The organism is Microbacterium sp. zg-B185 (genome assembly GCF_030246885.1).
GTDB lineage: Bacteria > Actinomycetota > Actinomycetes > Actinomycetales > Microbacteriaceae > Microbacterium.
Genome location: NZ_CP126739.1, coordinates 3,202,936 through 3,218,984, shown reverse-complemented (window position 1 = coordinate 3,218,984; position 16,049 = coordinate 3,202,936). Strand labels below are relative to the sequence as shown.

Sequence of the window (16,049 nt, the reverse complement as noted above, 5' to 3'; positions counted from 1 at the left end):
CGAACGGAACTCCTCCTCGCCATGAAGTACACGACGCTCGGCGCGAGCGAACTGCCCATCTCCCGCGTCATCCTCGGCTGCATGAGCTACGGCGAACCGGGACAGGGAGCGCACGGCTGGTCACTGGGCCTGGAGGATTCCCGGCCGTTCTTCCGCGACGCCGTCGAAGCCGGCATCACCGTCTTCGATACGGCGAACGTCTACTCGCTGGGATCGAGCGAGGATATCACCGGGCAGCTGCTGCGGGAGTTCACCTCGCGCGATCGCGTGATCATCGCGACCAAGCTGGGGATGCCGATGGGCCCGGGGCCGGACGACGCGGGGCTTTCCCGCAGTGCGATCCGGACGCAGGTGGAGGGGTCGCTGCGGCGGCTGCGCACCGACTACATCGACCTGTACCAGATCCACCGTCTCGACCACCGCACTCCGATCGAGGAGACGATGGAGGCGCTGCACGAGCTCGTCGTCTCGGGCAAGGTCCGCGCCATCGGCGCGTCGTCGATGCACGCCTGGCAATTCGCGAAGATGCAGTACACCGCCGACGTGCACGGCTGGACCCGGTTCGTGTCCATGCAGGACCAGTACAACCTGCTCATGCGCGAGGAGGAGCGGGAGATGCACCCGTTCTGCCTCGATCAGGGCGTGGGAGTGATCCCGTGGAGTCCGCTCGCGCGCGGCCGGCTCACGCGCGACTACGGCGCCCACAGCCCGCGCCTGGACCTGGATGCGACGGGCGCGCGACTGTACCTGCAGGACGAGGAGTCCGACCGTGCGATCGCGGAGGCGGTCGGCGAGATCGCGGTGGAGCGCGGCGCGTCCCGGGCGCAGATCGCCCTGGCGTGGCACTTCACCAAGCCCGCGGTCTCGGCGCCGATCATCGGCGCCACGAAGCTCGGGCACCTGCACGATGCGATCGGCGCGCTGGAGATCGAGCTCACCGCCGACGAGGTGGCCCGGCTCGAGGCGCCCTATCGGCCTCGCCGGCCCGAAGGCTTCTGAGCAGCTCCGTCCGCGCTTGATCAGCCCCCGGAGGCTGCACCGCCGACGGTTCGTCCGGTCAGCGCCAGATGGACTTGATCTCCTGGAAGTTGCCGACCGCCTCGGCGCCGAACTCGCGCCCGAGACCGGAGTCCTTGTAGCCGCCGTACGGCTGGTTCAGGTCGGGGCGGTAGCCGTTCAGTCCGATCGATCCGGTGCGCACCCGCCGCGCCACGTCCAGCACCGCATCCGGGTCGCCGTAGACCGCGCCGGCCAGTCCGTACCGCGAGTCGTTGGCGATTCGGACCGCGTCATCGACATCCTCGTAGGGCAGCAGGGTGATCACCGGTCCGAAGACCTCCTCCTGCGCGATCTGGCTGTCCGAGGCGGCGCCGGTGACGATCGTCGGCGCCACGTAGTAGCCCTGCTCGGGCAGTGCGGTGTCGCCGGCCAGGATGGTGGCTCCCGCTGCCCGCGCAGCGTCCACCATGCCCGTGACGCGGTCGTAGATGCGGCGTGAGACCAGCGGCCCGAGCTCGGTGGACTCATCCAGCGGGTCGCCGACGCGGAGGTCGCGGGCCAGATCCACCAGTCGGTCCCGGACTGTGTCATAGAGGCTGCGCGGCGCGAGCACGCGCGCCATGAGGGCACACGTCTGCCCCGTGTTGTCGAACGCGGCGTTGCGCAGGCTCTGGAAGGTCGCATCCAGATCGGCCGATTCGAGCACGATGGCGGCGGATTTGCCGCCCAGCTCGAGCGTGACCGGCACGAGCCGGCGCCCCGCGACCGAGGCGATGTGACGGCCGGCCTCGGATGAACCGGTGAAGGCCACCTTGTCCACGCCGGGGTGCGCGACCAGCGCCTGGCCGGTCTCGCGGCCTCCGGGGACGATGTTGATCACGCCGGGCGGCATTCCGATGGCGAGGCTGGCATCGGCGAGGTTGAAGATGTCCAGCGGCGTCTCGGCGGCCGGCTTGATGACGACCGTGCACCCTGCGGCCAGCGCCGGTGCGAGCTTGAGCGTGGTGGAGGCCTGGGGGTGGTTCCAGGGGACGATGAGCGCGGCGACGCCGAGCGGCTCGCGGCGGACGATGGATGTGCCGGGCCGACTCACGTTCGCGCGGATCTCTTCGGCGTCCGCCTCGCGCGCGACCTTCGCGTAGTAGCGCAGGTGACTGACCGGACGGATGCCGCCCCACGGACGTGACAGCGCCACGGGCTGCCCGATCTCAGCGGTGATGAGCGCGGAGGTGTCCGCCCCGCGCCGCTCCAGCTCGTCGGCGAGGCGATCGATCCAGTCGGCGCGTTCCGCGGAGCTCAGGTGCGGCCAGGGCCCGTGGTCGAACGCCTCGCGGGCTGCGCGGACCGCGCGATCCACGTCCTCGGCCGAGCCGTCCGGCGCACGGCCGACTTCGGTGTAGTCCACCGGACTTTCCACGACCACTTGTGCGCTCGTGGACGGGCTGATCCACTCGCCCCCGGCAAAGATTCGATCCCGCGACACCGCCATTGACGTCATGGGCGAGAGCCTAGCATTCATGGCTATACCCATAGGTATATTTCTCGGATGCCGGAGCTCAGCCGCTCGACCCGTCGAAGCCGGCCGCCTCCAGTGCCCGCGAGATGGACGCAGCGGTGAGGCGCACGAGGTGGATCATGTTCTTGCCGTCGACATCCTTCTCGGTCAGGGCGAGCGAGACGGCCGCGATCACGGTTCCGTCCGCGCCGCGCACCGGAGCCGCCACACCGATGTGCACGTTGTCGATCTGCCGGTCGCTGACCGCATAGCCGGCCCGCGCGATGTCGGCGAGTGCCCGCTCGAGCGCGGCGCGATCCGTGTAGGTGCGCGACGTGTACGGCTCCAGCTCGCCGGAGAGCACCTGCTCGCGCACGTCCTCCGGAGCATGTGCCAGCAGGACCTGGCCGATGGCCGTCGCGTGCATCGGATAGCGTCCCCCGACGAGCGGCCGTCGGGTGGGACGACGAGGGCTCTGGAAGCGTTCGATGGAGACCAGCTCGAGACCCTCCCGGATCGCGAGGTGCGATGCGTAGCCTGTGGTCTCGTAGAGGTCCTGGATGTACGGTCTCGCCAGCCGTTGCAGACCGACCGCGCGCGGAGCAAGTGAGGCCACCTCCCACAGGCGGAGGCCGACGCGGTACTTGCTCTCACCGTCCCGCTCCAGCGCGCCCCAGTCGGTGAGGCGCTGGACGATCCGGTAGCAGGTCGCGATGGGCAGACCCGTCCTCCGGCTGATGTCCGACAGGGACTGGCGGATGCGTCCGCCCTGGAACGTGCCCAGAATCGCGAACGCCCGATCGATCACCGAGCGCGGCGGGCCGCCCTCGTCCTGCTCCGCCTGCTGCTCCAACGCCACCGTCTCATTATCGACCGCCGCGCGCGCCGCCCGTGCCGCGGGGCGGCTCAACTGGCCAGGACCAGGCGCAGCTGCTCGACGGCCCAGTCCAGCTCGGTAGCTCGCACCACGAGCGGCGGTGCGATGCGGATGGTCTGACCGTGCGTGTCCTTGACCAGAACCCCTCGGCCGATCAGTCGCTCCGCGATCTCGCGGCCGGTGCCGCTTGCCGGATCGATGTCGATGCCGGCCCACAGCCCGACCACCCGCACCGCGGTGACCCCCGCGCCGATGAGCTCGGCGAGTTTGGCCTCGAGGTGCTCGCCGAGGGCGGCCGCCCGGCGCTGGAACTCGCCGGTGGTCAGCATCTCGACGACGCGGGTGCCGACCGCCGCGGCCAGCGGGTTGCCGCCGAACGTGGAGCCGTGCTCACCGGGGCGAATCACCCCGAGGACGTCGCTGTTCGCCACGACCGCCGACAGCGGCAGAATGCCACCGCCCAGCGCTTTGCCCAGCAGGTACATGTCCGGCACGACGCCTTCGCGGTCGCATGCGAACGTCTCGCCCACTCGGCCCAGTCCGGACTGGATCTCATCGGCGATGAACAGCACGTTGTGCCGCTCGGTGATCTCGCGCACGGCGCGCAGGTAGCCCTCCGGCGGGAGGATGACACCGGCCTCGCCCTGGATCGGCTCGAGCAGCACCGCCGCGGTGTTCTCGTCGATCGCCGCCTCCAGCGCCGCGGCATCCCCGAACGGCACGGTGCGGAACCCCGGCGCGTACGGGCCGAAGTCATCGCGCGCCTGTGGGTCGTCGCTGAAGCCGACGATGGTGGTGGTGCGGCCGTGGAAGTTCCCGCCTGCGACCACGACCGTCGCCCGGTCGCGGGCGATCCCCTTCACGCGGTAGCCCCAGGCTCGCGCGACCTTGATGCCGGTCTCCACGGCCTCCGCGCCGGTGTTCATCGGCAGGACGAGGTCCTTGCCGCACAGCCCGGCCAGTGCCGCGCCGAAGACGCCGAGCTGGTCGTTGTGGTACGCGCGGCTGGTGAGCGTCAGGCGGGCCAGCTGCTCCTGGGCGGCGGCGAGGATCGCCGGATGCCGGTGCCCGAAGTTCAGCGCGGAGTAGGCCGACAGCAGGTCGAGGTAGCGCTTGCCCTCGACATCGGTCACCCACGCTCCCTCACCGCGCGCGATGACGACCGGCAGCGGGTGATAGTTGTGTGCCACGTGCGCGGCCTCGGCCGCGATGACGGCAGAGGTGGCGGCGTCCAGGACCATCGGGACGGTCATGACGCCGCTCCGCGAAGCTCCAGCGTGCAGCATTTGATGCCGCCGCCGCCGAGCAGGAGTTCGGACAGATCGATCAGCACCGGATGGTAGCCGCGCTCGCGCAGCTGTCGTTCGAAGCCCTTCGCGCGGGGCGAGATGAGGACGTTGCGCCCGTCGCTGGCGGAGTTGAGACCGAACACCGAGCCGTCCTCGTCCGAGACGTGGACGGCCTCCGGGTAGCGGTCGGCCAGGATCGCCTGGCTGCGCGCGTCGAACGCGGCCGGCAGGTAGGCGATGTTTGCCCGTTCCGGCCCGCCGTTGTCCACGCCTTCTACGGGGTCGAGCACGGTGAGCGCTGTGTCCAGGTGGTAGAAGCGGGGATCGGTGAGGCTGAGCGAGACGACCTCGCGGCCGAACACCTCGCCGACCTCGCGGTGGCTGTCGCCGGTGGAGCGGAAGCCGGTGCCGGCGAGGATCGTGTCCCCGACCAGCAGGAAGTCCCCCTCGCCCTCGTTGACCTCCGTGGGCACGCGAGTGTCGAACCCGTGCGCGCGGAACCAGTCGATGAACGGCCCCGCCTCGCCGGCGCGCTCCCGGAAGCGGAACTTCGGCCCGTACGCCACACCGTCGATCACGAACCCGCCGTTGGCGGTGTAGACCATGTCGGGCAGCCCCTCGATCGGGTCGATGAGCTCGACCTCGTGTCCGAGCGCGAGGTAGGTGTCATACAGCGTCTGCCATTGGCGCACGGCGACGGCCGTGTCCGTGGGGTTCGCCGGCACCATCCAAGGGTTGATCGTGTAGCTGACCGTGAAGTGCTCCGGACGGCACATCAGGTAGCGGCGATGATGCTGCGTGCGGGCGGAGGCGCTCAGCGCTTCGGCTGCCGGCGCCGTGTTCTGCGTGGACATTCTGCTCCTCAGGCAGGGGCGGCGGACGCTGTCCAGGGGCCCGGCGGCCCTTCGGCCCGCTGCCTTCGCTCAGGTGCGTGGGGTGGAAGGGTACGACTCAGGCACGCCGCCACCCATTCTCGCATGCGGGCAGTCGGGATCCCCGGTGCAGACGACGAATCGCCCGCGTCGGCCGCGGCATCCGTCCTCACCTGTTCTGCGGCGTTCGCGCTGCGCTCGGCCGGAAGAAGCCGCCGGGGAATCTGTCTCGTGCGTCGGTGACGCGCGGCCTGCTGCGCGCCTGCCAGGCTGGGAGCATGCCGCGCCGCACCGCTGACGAGACTCGACGCCTGATCCTCGAGGCCGCCATCCAGATGCTGCTGGAGCGCGGCGTGACCGCGGGCGTCCAGCACATCCGGCTGCAGGAGGTCCTCCGCTCGGTCGGTCTGACGACCGGAGCGGCCTACCGGATCTGGGCGGACCAGACGGAGTTCCACCGCGATCTGGCGGTGGAGATGGTCGGGCTCCGGTTCGCCCCGCCGGTGGCCAGCGCAGTGGGCGCGATCCAGGACGTGCTGGCCGCGGACGGCTCGATGCACGAGGTCGTGCGCGCGGCGGCACAGGACCACGTCACCTATGCCTCCAAGTTCCATCTCGAACCGGAGTCCCGCGACTCGCACGCGTTCATCACCGCGCTCGCGCTGCGCACTGCGGCGGGGGCGTGGCCCGAGCTGCGGGTGGCCAGCGCGGAGCGGCACCTCGGGTCGGTGGCAGCGTTCGCCGACTTCTACGCCGCTCTCCTGGAGCGGTACGGGCGCCGGATGCGCTCGCCGCTGACCATCACCGACTTCACCGAGGCGATGGCGGCGCTGGGTGAGGGCTTCGCCATCCGATCCGCCGAGGGACTGGGCCACCCGCGCTACGACATCCCGCAGGACGCGGAGGTCCCGAGCGGACGGTGGACCCTGTTCGGCCTCGCGATCCTGGGGCTCGTGGAGGGGTTCACGGTCGCCGCCTCGGAGGGGAACGCGGCCCCCGGCCAGCCGGCGCGGACGCCGGTGGCCGGGGTCGCAGATCCCCCAGCAGAAGGACGCACCGTCGAGACCTGAAATCCGGCAGTACGTCCGTCCCCCCACAGACCATCGTGGTGGCACATCGCGCTGACGGCTAGAAAGATAACTTCTTTCTCCTCGGGAATCCGTCGCGCAGGCGGTCGGTCAGATCACCTGTTCCGACCAGGCGTCGGGGTTTCCGAAGCGGTGCGCGGTGATAGTGATGGACTGCTCGTGCAGGAACGGCAGCAACTCGAGCCTGCCCGAGGTGGTCACCTCGTTCGAGTAGATCGCCAGGTCGGGGTCGCCTGACACGGCGTCGGCCAACGCGCGATGCAACGCCGAGGCCGACGGCGCGGGTCCGACCAGGCGCGCACGGGGCGGACGGGGACCGGACGCCTCATCCTCGGCCACCATCCGCTCCAGCCACTGCTCCTCGGTCTCGACGAAGACCGCCGCGCCCTGGTCGCTGAGGGACCGGCGCACTGCGGCCGGCAGCCCGACCGGAGCACTCAGCGTGAACTCGGAACCGGCGCGAAGCCCGGCCACGACGACCCGCAGCAGTGCCTGCCACGACGCATCCGCCGTCGCCCGGACGGCGACCGGCAGCGGGCGATAGCGGAACAGGTTCCGCTCCACGCCCAGATGCGAGACGTCGCGGACCTGACCGAACTCGCGGTCCCAGGCCAGCGCGTCCGAGAGCGCGCCGCGGCGCAGCCACTCGAACGACTCGTAGTCCAGCGACGGCTGGGCCGCCTCGATCACGGTGGTGATCCGCGAATCCAGCCCGCGCAGGTGCAGCGTCGCCGAGGTCGCAGCGCCTCCCGACGGGCGCCAGGAGCCCAGGCCGATGAGGTAGTTGGGTCCACCCGCCTTGGCGCCGGCGCCGACCGAGGAGCGCTTCCAGCCGCCGAACGGCTGGCGCTGCACGATCGCGCCGGTGATCCCCCGGTTGACGTAGAGGTTGCCCGCTTCAACCTCGCTCAGCCAGGCGGCCAGATCGTCGGGGTTCTGCGTGTACAGGCCCGCGGTGAGACCGTAGGCCACCGCGTTCTGCAGCCGGATCGCGTGCGCCAGCGAGTGGGCATGCATCACGCCCAGGACCGGGCCGAAGAACTCCTCGCGATGGAACCGAGATCCCGGCTGCACGCCGGTGCGGATGCCGGGACTCCAAAGGCGCCCGGCGAACTCCCCTCCCTCATCCAGCGGGCGTGGCTCGACGAGCCAGTGCTCGCCCTCCTCGAGGGTGGTCAGCGCCCACGCCAGCTTGCCTTGCGGGGGCTCGATGACCGGTCCCACCTCGGCCATCGGGTCGCTGGGGGGTCCGATGCGCAGCGAGGTCGCGGCATCCACGAGTTGACGTGCGAAGCGCTTGGAGCGGCCGACCGGACCGACGAGGATCGCCAGGGACGCCGCGGAGCACTTCTGTCCGGCGTGGCCGAACGCGCTCTTGACGAGGTCCGCCGCCGCCAGGTCGAGGTCGGCGGAGGGCATCACGATCATCGCGTTCTTGCCGCTGGTCTCGGCCAGCAGCGGCAGGTCGGTGCGCCAGGAGCGGAACAGGGCCGCCGTCTCCCAGGATCCGGTGAGGATCACGCGGTCGACGTGCGGATGGGACACCAGCCGCTCCCCCAGTGCGCCCTCGTCGATGTCGACGAGGGCCAGGACATCGCGAGGCACCCCGGCATCCCACAGTGCCTCGGCGACCACGGCCGCGCAGCGGCGAGCCTGCGGCGCGGGTTTGAACACGACCCCGGAGCCGGCGGCGAGCGCTGCGAGCACCCCACCGGCGGGGATCGCGATCGGGAAGTTCCACGGCGGCGTGACCACGGTCAGGCGGGAGGGCACGAACACCGCCCCGCTGACGCGGTCCAGCTCTCGCGCCGTCGCGGCGTAGTACGCGGCGAAGTCGACCGCTTCACTGACCTCGACGTCCGCTTCGGCGAAGACCTTGCCCGTCTCGGAAGCAGCGACCTCGATCAGCTCACCGCGGCGCGCCTCAAGGGACCGGGCCGCCGCCTCCAGCACTGCGGCCCGCTCGCTCGCCGGCTGAGCGCCCCACGCCTCGGCGGCCTGGCGCACGCGCGCGACGGTGTTCTCGAGCGCGTCGGAGTCGGTGATCCGCGCCGCCGCGATGGTCGCGCTTCCGGGCATCGCCTCCGGATCCGCGGCCGCCCCGCTGCGCGAGATCCGGATCCGGTCCAGGATGCCGCGGCTCCACTCCCGGTTGGCCGCCAGCGACGGGTCGGAGTCCGCCGCGTTGCGGAAACCGGGGGCGCCGGCCGCGCGGCCGTCAGCCTCCCGCGAGGCATACACCGCAGTCTCGACGAAGGCGGCGCCACCGAAGAGGCTGGCCGCGGCCGAGGGCTCGATCGGCACCGTGTCGCCGTCGCCCGAGCCGGGCCGGCCGATGCCGAGCACGGCCTGCGTCAAACGCGCGGGACCTTCCTCACCTGCGCCGTCGTTGCGGTCGCTCGAGGTGCCATCGGTCCCCGTTCCTTGACCAGCCGGGCCTCGCACGAGGCGCTCGGTCGCGCCCGCGCCTGGGTGATCGGCGGGCGGTCGGGTCCGATCCTGGCTGCGGTTCGGTCCGGTGCGCAATGAGGGATCCGCTGAGCGGGCGATGGAGGCCACGAACCGATCGCGTTCGCGGTCGAACAGCGCCGGGTCCTCGGCCAGCTCGAAGGCCGCGGAGAGGAAGTTCTCGCTGGACGCGTTCTCTTCGAGCCGGCGGACGAGGTAGCTGATCGCGACGTCGAACTCGTCGGGGCGGACGACCGGCACGTACAGCAGCACCTGCCCGACCTCGCGGGCGACCGCCTGGACCTGACCCTGGGCCATGCCCAGCAGCATCTCGACGTCGATCTCGTCCCGGACTCCGCGCTGCCCGGCCAGCAGCCACGCGTAGGCGATGTCGAACAGATTGTGTCCGGCGACCCCGATCCGCACGGCCGCGGTGTGCTCCGGGCGCAGCGCGACATCCAGGCACCGCAGGTAGTTGGCGTCGGAGTCCAGCTTGCTGTCGAAGGTGGCCTGCGGCCAGTCGTGGAGCACGGCATCCACTCGCTCCACGGCGAGGTTCGCGCCTTTGACGAGCCGGATCTTGATGCGCGCGCCACCAGATTCCACCCGCATCCGCGCCCATGCCGTGAGCTGCTCGAGCGCGGGGAGGGCATCCGGCAGGTACGCCTGCAGGACGATGCCCGCCTCGAGCCCGCGCAGCCTCGGATCCTCGAGGATGCGGGTGAACACCGCGATGGTCAGATCCAGATCGCGGTACTCCTCCATGTCGAGGTTGATGAACGTCGGCCCGTCCGCGGCGTCCGGCGAGGCCGCGGTCAGGTAAAGCGGCTTCAGCCGTTCGACCACTTCGTCGACGAGTTCGTCGAACGCCCACATCGAGATGTGACTGGCGATCGCCGAGACTTTGACCGAGACGTAGTCCACGTCCGGCCGCCTGATCAGCTCGTGGATGCCCTCCAGCCGCCGAAGCGCCTCCTGCTCGCCCAAAACGGCCTCGCCCAGGAGGTTCAGGTTGAGCCTGGCCCCGCTCTCGCGGATGCGCGCGATCGCCGGACCGAGCTTGTCGGGGCGCGCGTCGACGACGAGGTGCCCGACCATCTCGCGCAGGGCCCGGCGCGCCAGCGGAACGACCGGTGCAGGCAGCACCGGCGCGACGACACCGCCGACCTGCACGGCGCGGCGCAGGTACCAGGGCAGGAACTTCGGCACCAGCGGGGCGACGCGGCTCAGATTGGATGCCGCAGCGACGAGGCTCTCGGGGCGCATCACTCCGTCCACGAAGCCGATCGTGAACGTCAGGCCGCTCGGGTCTTTCAGCACGCCCGCCAGCCGCGCGGCGGCGGGGTCGACGTCGGCCTGAGCGCTCTCGGCGACCCACCGGCGGGCGAGCTCGATGGCCCGGTCCGCGAGCGTATCGGCGGGCGCGGTGGGCGGCACGGGTGTCGAGTGCATGAGTCAAGCATGCGGCATCCGATCGTTCACGAAAAGTGACCATCTATGATCGATACCAATCAGTCTCATCGACTGTTTTTCCTGAGCGAGGATCGCCGTGTTCGAACTGCGCCGGCTGCGGCTGCTGCACGAGCTCGCGCTCCGCGGCACCCTGGCGGCGGTCGCGGAGGCGCTGTCCTACAGTCCCTCGACGATTTCGCAGCAGCTCGCGCAGCTCGAGCGCGACGCGGGGGTTCCCCTGCTGATTCCGGACGGCAGACGCGTGCGCCTCACCGAGCACGGCGTCGCCCTCGCCGCGCACGCGGCGCGGGCGCTGGAACTGGAGGAGCAGATCCGCGGCGAGCTGGAGTCGCTGCAGGCCGGCATCGCCCCCGTGCGTGTCGCGGTGCTGCAGACCGCGGCCCAGGCGATCCTGCCCGGCGCGCTGACCCTGCTCGCCGATCGCGAGCCGCGGTTGCGCGTGGAGATCGCCGAAGTGCCCCCCGAAGAGGGACTGTTCGAGCTGTCCGCTCGCGGTTTCGATCTGGTGATCGCAGAGCAGTATCCGGGGCACACGCGCGCGCACCGTGGCGGGTTGGAACGCGAGAGCCTGGGCAGCGATCCCATCCGCCTCGCCGTGCCGCGCGAGGATCCCGCCGGCGGGGTGGCCGAGCTGCGCGACCGCGCGTGGGTGATGGAGCCGGCCGGGACCGCCGCCCGGTACTGGGCGCTCCAGCAGTGCCGGGCCGCCGGTTTCGAGCCGGATGTCCGCTTCGAGGTCGCCGACCTCACCGCGCAGGTGCGCCTGATCGCCGCCGGCCGCGCGGTGGGCGTGCTGCCCGACCTGGTCTGGGCCGATCTGGATCCCCCGGTCCGGTTGCTGGATCTGCCGGGGAATCCTGCGCGCGAGATCTTCACTGCTGCGCGGCAGTCGTCGGCGTCGCGCAGCGGGATCCGTGCGGTGCGCAGCGCCCTGCACGACGCGTTCGCCGCCCGCTCCGGCACGGTGAGCCGCCCGCCGCGGTGAGCCTGGCCGCGGGCGCCGGCTGCGACGCCGGACGAATCGGCGCGGGAGCTCTGGCGCGCCGGCGACGGGGGCCTCTGATCAGGCGCGCCCCGGAGCGGACGGACGGTCGTCGGTGCGGATGTCGCCGTCCTGGTCGCGGACGACATCCCGGCGGTCGCGGGCGGCGGTGCCGTCGTCGAACACCGGCTCTTCGTGGCCCTGGACGGCGCGGCGGTCATCTGCGGTGCGTCGCGACCCGGCGGTGGTGACCGCCGGATCGATCTTGTCGGCTTCGCGCAGCTTCTCGGCCTGCTCCGCGCGCAGCTTCGCGGCGTCGGACGCGTGGTCGTCGATGGTCGCCGCGGCGCGGTCGGCCTCGACGCTGGCCTGAGCGGCGCGTGCCTTGGCCTGCTCCGCCTCGGCGGCAGCACTCGCGGTGTCCGCCCGCGCCTGCGCCGCCTGCGCCTCGCGCTCCCGGGCTGCCGTCTCGGTCTTGCGGGCATCCTCGCGCAGACCCTGGGCCTTCTCGTGCTGCGCTTCGAGCCGCTTCGCCGAGTTCCGGCGCGAGAGCACCACCGCAATGATGATGACCACCGCCACGACCACGACGATGCCGACGATGATCCAGATGAGTGTCGAGGTATCCACGAGTTCACTCCTTCGCGTTGCGGACCGCCCCGGGGTCGGGCGATTCCATGGGACAGGCAAGCGCACCGCGGCAACGCGTCACAACGCCTTGCGCGGGAGCATGGGGTGAGCTAACGCGCGCACATAGGGTGAAGAGGTGACCACGGAGGGCGAAGACTCGGCGGCGCCGCCGCGGCGGCGGCTGGATTGGCTCCGCGCGGCATCCGATCGTCTTCCCACCAGCTGGTTGACGGGGATCGCGACCGGCCTGTTCCTCGTGGCCACCGCGGCGTTCGGCGGGCTGGCCACCGCCGCCGAGCCCGCACCGGTCACGATCGAGCCGGGGCAGGAGCATCGGAACGATCAGTTCGCTCTCACGATCGAACGGGTCGTCCTGGTGGACGAGCTGACCGAGGCCGGCGTCTACGTCGAAGACGGGGAACGCGTCCTGGCCGTCGTGGTCGATGTCGAGAACACCTGGACCCGGCCGATCGCGGTGCATTCCACGAGCAGTCTGACGGAGTCGCTGCGGCTGGAGGGTCTCGCCGACACCCCTCCCGATTCGATCGCCCGCTACGACGACGGGACGGTGGCGCCGTGGCTGCAGCCCGGGGTTCCCGCCCAGCTCGTTCTGGCGTGGGCGGTCACTGCAGGGCGGTTCACGGACGGACAGCCGGTGGGGATCACCCTGTCCGACATGACACTGCACACCGGATCGTTCGTCGCGAACGGACAATGGTGGACCGACCCGGTACCGGCCGCGACGATGACGGTGATCCTGGACGACATCGGAGCCGGAGGGTGAGGGCATGGCTGGCGTGGCCCGCCGGCGCCGCCCTGATCGCCGCCGCCTGGGGGATCGCGGTGATCACTCCCTCCGAGGCGGCGCCGGAACAGCCGTTCCCCGTGATGGTCGAGGTCGGTGAGACCGGCATCGGGCGGGACATCGCCGTGACCGTCGTCGATGTCCGTCGGGCCGAGACGGCCCGCACCGACGAGTGGAGCGCGGCCGGCAACTGGGTCGTGGTGGATCTGGATGCCGCCGCCGTGGTCTCCGAGGCCGGGAACTCCCTCGCTCTGGCGACGTTGGACCTCGGCGGCCGCACCTTCCGGGCCAGCGAGCGGCCCGAATCGCTTCTGGGGCACCCGCTGTCAGTCGCTGCCTCACGCTCCGGCAGCGTCGCGTTCGAGCTGCCCGAGGATGTCACCGGCGGGTTGGCGGTGCTGACCTTCGGGGTCAGCACGGATCCGCGCCTGGACTCGCTCATCGTGCTCGAGGTGGATCTGGCCGGCATCCCCGTCGAGGAGCGGGCCGAGCTCGCGCCGGTCGGCTGGAGCAGCCGGTGACCGTCGGCTGGTGGCGACGCAACGCCGTCTCGCTGGGACTGGTCGCGGTGCTGCTCCCCGTCACCGCGGGGGTGGTCGCCCTCAATGAGTGGTCCGACTGGGATCTCGGCCATGCCACGAAGCCGATCACCGTGGAGCCGGGCGGTGCGGTGGATTACGCGGGCGCAGCCATCGGTCCGGCGCGGGCGCGGTTCGCGGACGATCCGGCCGCCCCGGAAGGGACCCGTCTGGTCAGCGCGACGGTGCTGGTCTCCCCCGGCACGGAGCCGATCAGCTGCCTGAGTCCGCAACTGCGCGAAGCCGGTGGCGCGGGCAGGCAGTGGAACGAAGCATCCGCCGGACTGGATCGCGGGTACGACCCGGACCGCCTGACGTTCTGCGACTCCGATCTTTCGATCCGCTATTCGCTCACGCTGGACTACCTGGTGCCGGAGGACGCGGCCGGACCGTTCTTCATCGAGCTGGCGTCCGCGGCCGCGATCCCGCAGTTCGTCCGTCTCGTCATCGAGCCCTGACGCGTTCAGCGCGGCGCGTGCTCCTCGGTGGGCTCCCCCACGAGCGGCTGCGGAGCTTCCGGCGACGCGGCCGGTGGAACCGGTGCCATTGCGGCCGGTCGAGCCGGTTCCTCGGCCGGCGGCGCGACCGGAACCGAGACGAGCCTGCCGATCACCGCGTCGTACGCGCTGGCCACCAGCACCACCCGGAGCGGCTCGATCACGAGCGGGACGAACAGGAAGATCAGCGGAGCATTGACCATCCAGAATCCACCGAGTTCCTGCGGACCGATCACCCGGGTGATGCCCAGCTCGAGCGCGGCGTCGAGGAACAGCAGGACGGTGAACAGCAAGACGTACGACCCGACCAGCACGGGGCCTGCGCGCCACATCAGCAGCAGTGCCCGACCGATGGGCTGGAAGCGCGAGAGCAGGTCCGCCCACAGGTCCCGCAGCCGGGCACGCAGCCGCGAGGGAAGTGTGTCGAAGCGCGCGCGGGCACGGACCACGACGGGGACTCCCAGCTGCAGCGTCTGCGGGGCGACCGCCTGCCCGTAGATGACACCGGCGATCGCCAGCCACGCGATCGGAAGCAGCACGATGCCGCCGAGCTCGCTGAGGAACCATTCCGCGGCATCCCACGTCCACGCGACCGGCGCGAGCTGGCCGCCGACCCACTCGCGGACATCGGCGAGCCAGACCATGGCCTGGCGCTTCTGCGCCCATGCGACGACCGTGTTCAGGGCGTCCGCGATGAGCGTCACCGACAGATAGACCCAGAGCACCTCGAGATAGACGGCCACCGCGGCGAACGCCTTCGGCACCCGTCCCCGATAGCGCTTCCACAGCCACCGCCCGGTGAACGCGGCCACGATGATCGCGATCGTGACGGGGCCGAAGCTCAGCTCGCCCACCGCTGCGTCGCCCGCGCGCTGCGCATCGCCGAAGATCTCATCGGCGATCAGACCGGCGTTGATCTCGAGGAGGCGGCTGAAGTACGCCGCGGCATCCTCTCGCAGGTAGCCCCACGCCGCATAGAAGGCGACGAACGGAAGGATGCCGGCCAGCAGGGCGTCGATGAACGCACGGCGCCGCTCTGACCGGCCCGCCGGGATCGGGGCGATCACCCCGAGCTGGGCCATTCCGTCTCGGAGCACCAGCAGCATCGCCACCAGTGCGACCAGGCGCGACAGGATCGCCAGCGGGAACAGCAGTGCGCCGGCGACCGCGCTGTACGCGCCGACGAAGCCCGCGACCTCGATGGCGACGTATCGGCCGAGCGTTCCGGCGAGGTACAGCGCCAGCAGCGCCGGCCAGTGCCTCCACAGGAGGAGCCCGGAGACGCGCAGGACGGCGATCATCCGTCCACGCTATCGGGTCACTTCCAGAGGCTCGGTGCGGGCACCCGGGTCGAGGGCAACGCGGATGCGGCAGCCCATTGCGTCACCCACGGGGCGAGCTCCGGCAGATTGTCCGGTCGGTGCAGCGCCCCGAACAGCTCCTCGTGGGGGACCAGCCCGCCGGAGCGCCGCAGGAACCTCGCTCGCACGATCATCTCCGCGTACACCTCCCCGTCCACCACCGCTCGGTGCATCAGGTAGGCCGACTTGTCATCGTGGCCAAGCAGCCGGGATTCCACGGTGAACCGCTGCCACAGCTGAAGCGACTTGCGGAACGTGATCGTCTCGTTGGCGACGACCGCGTACCAGCCGCGCTCCTTGAAGACGTCCCAGATGCCGGTGCGGATGAGCAGATCGAAGCGGCCCAGGTCGAAGAGCGACGCGTACCGGCCGTTGTTCATATGGCCGAGCAGGTCGAGGTCCGTCGGCAGCGTGCGCACCCTCACCCGCCCGATCGCGGTGGGCTCGAGCGTCCCCTTGCGGCGCAGCTGCAGCTTGGCGCGCCAGATCGTCAGGAGGGTTCGCCAGATCACGTTCACGAGATGCGATCGTAGCCATCGGCGGCCCGCGCAGCGATTGTGTTGTGGTCGACCGACAGCCCGGGCCGCGGCATCCCCTCCTCCCGAAGGGCCCCGCGAACACCCGAATCGGTGGATTTCTTCTCCGCGCCGCGCGC

Annotated in this window: 14 protein-coding genes; 6 read left to right on the top strand and 8 right to left on the bottom strand. The window is 71.0% G+C overall.

All coding sequences use genetic code 11. From position 1 onward, the window contains the following. Positions 1 to 21 precede the first annotated feature (21 nt). The gene (locus QNO12_RS15305) at positions 22 to 999 is read left to right on the top strand and encodes an aldo/keto reductase (RefSeq protein ID WP_257501298.1); all 978 of its coding nucleotides are present in this window, start codon (positions 22 to 24) and stop codon (positions 997 to 999) included. A 58-nt stretch (positions 1,000 to 1,057) separates the two neighbouring features. On the opposite strand, the gene QNO12_RS15300 is transcribed toward QNO12_RS15305, so the two are convergent. From QNO12_RS15300 to ddaH, 4 genes are all read right to left on the bottom strand, one after another. After that, positions 1,058 to 2,488, bottom strand: coding sequence for an aldehyde dehydrogenase (locus QNO12_RS15300; protein ID WP_257501469.1), 1,431 nt, complete (start codon positions 2,486 to 2,488; stop codon positions 1,058 to 1,060). Between the two features lie 67 nt (positions 2,489 to 2,555). Next, positions 2,556 to 3,353 (bottom strand): IclR family transcriptional regulator, encoded by a 798-nt coding sequence (locus QNO12_RS15295; RefSeq protein WP_257501299.1) that lies wholly within the window; start codon positions 3,351 to 3,353, stop codon positions 2,556 to 2,558. A gap of 47 nt (positions 3,354 to 3,400) precedes the next feature. Then, the gene (rocD, locus tag QNO12_RS15290; RefSeq protein WP_257501300.1) at positions 3,401 to 4,624 is read right to left on the bottom strand and encodes an ornithine--oxo-acid transaminase; all 1,224 of its coding nucleotides are present in this window, start codon (positions 4,622 to 4,624) and stop codon (positions 3,401 to 3,403) included. Beyond that, complete coding sequence (gene ddaH, locus QNO12_RS15285) at positions 4,621 to 5,514, bottom strand: dimethylargininase (protein ID WP_257501301.1); 894 nt, start codon at positions 5,512 to 5,514, stop codon at positions 4,621 to 4,623. The genes rocD and ddaH overlap by 4 nt, the downstream gene beginning before the upstream one ends. A 296-nt stretch (positions 5,515 to 5,810) precedes the next feature. On the opposite strand from ddaH, the gene QNO12_RS15280 reads away from it, so the two are divergent. Beyond that, positions 5,811 to 6,602 carry a hypothetical protein gene (locus tag QNO12_RS15280; RefSeq protein WP_257501302.1) on the top strand — a complete coding sequence of 264 codons (792 nt, stop codon included), beginning with the start codon at positions 5,811 to 5,813 and terminating at the stop codon, positions 6,600 to 6,602. Between the two features lie 108 nt (positions 6,603 to 6,710). Here the strand turns inward: QNO12_RS15280 and QNO12_RS15275 are convergent, their stop codons facing one another. Next, on the bottom strand, positions 6,711 to 10,520 hold the full coding sequence (locus QNO12_RS15275; protein WP_257501303.1) for a proline dehydrogenase family protein: 3,810 nt from the start codon (positions 10,518 to 10,520) through the stop codon (positions 6,711 to 6,713). A gap of 97 nt (positions 10,521 to 10,617) precedes the next feature. Here QNO12_RS15275 and QNO12_RS15270 point away from each other — a divergent pair, with 97 nt between their 5' ends. Further along, the gene (locus QNO12_RS15270; RefSeq protein WP_257501304.1) at positions 10,618 to 11,526 is read left to right on the top strand and encodes a LysR family transcriptional regulator; all 909 of its coding nucleotides are present in this window, start codon (positions 10,618 to 10,620) and stop codon (positions 11,524 to 11,526) included. Positions 11,527 to 11,604: 78 nt separating this feature from the next. Here the strand turns inward: QNO12_RS15270 and QNO12_RS15265 are convergent, their stop codons facing one another. Further along, a complete protein-coding gene (locus tag QNO12_RS15265; RefSeq protein ID WP_257501305.1) occupies positions 11,605 to 12,153 on the bottom strand; it encodes a hypothetical protein in 549 nt (182 codons plus the stop codon). Positions 12,154 to 12,289: 136 nt separating this feature from the next. Here QNO12_RS15265 and QNO12_RS15260 point away from each other — a divergent pair, with 136 nt between their 5' ends. The 3 genes from QNO12_RS15260 to QNO12_RS15250 are packed head-to-tail and all read left to right on the top strand — an operon-like array spanning position 12,290 to position 13,994. Then, positions 12,290 to 12,937: a hypothetical protein gene (locus QNO12_RS15260; protein ID WP_257501306.1), complete on the top strand. Its 648-nt coding sequence runs from the start codon at positions 12,290 to 12,292 to the stop codon at positions 12,935 to 12,937. Further along, positions 12,934 to 13,479 (top strand): hypothetical protein, encoded by a 546-nt coding sequence (locus QNO12_RS15255; protein ID WP_257501307.1) that lies wholly within the window; start codon positions 12,934 to 12,936, stop codon positions 13,477 to 13,479. Before QNO12_RS15260 ends, QNO12_RS15255 begins: the two co-directional genes overlap by 4 nt. Further along, the gene (locus QNO12_RS15250) at positions 13,476 to 13,994 is read left to right on the top strand and encodes a hypothetical protein (RefSeq protein WP_257501308.1); all 519 of its coding nucleotides are present in this window, start codon (positions 13,476 to 13,478) and stop codon (positions 13,992 to 13,994) included. Before QNO12_RS15255 ends, QNO12_RS15250 begins: the two co-directional genes overlap by 4 nt. A gap of 5 nt (positions 13,995 to 13,999) precedes the next feature. Here the strand turns inward: QNO12_RS15250 and QNO12_RS15245 are convergent, their stop codons facing one another. Both QNO12_RS15245 and QNO12_RS15240 read right to left on the bottom strand, forming a co-directional pair. Next, positions 14,000 to 15,334 (bottom strand): hypothetical protein, encoded by a 1,335-nt coding sequence (locus QNO12_RS15245; protein WP_257501309.1) that lies wholly within the window; start codon positions 15,332 to 15,334, stop codon positions 14,000 to 14,002. 17 nt (positions 15,335 to 15,351) lie between these two features. After that, complete coding sequence (locus QNO12_RS15240; protein ID WP_257501310.1) at positions 15,352 to 15,912, bottom strand: acyl-CoA thioesterase; 561 nt, start codon at positions 15,910 to 15,912, stop codon at positions 15,352 to 15,354. Between the last annotated feature and the right edge of the window lie 137 nt (positions 15,913 to 16,049).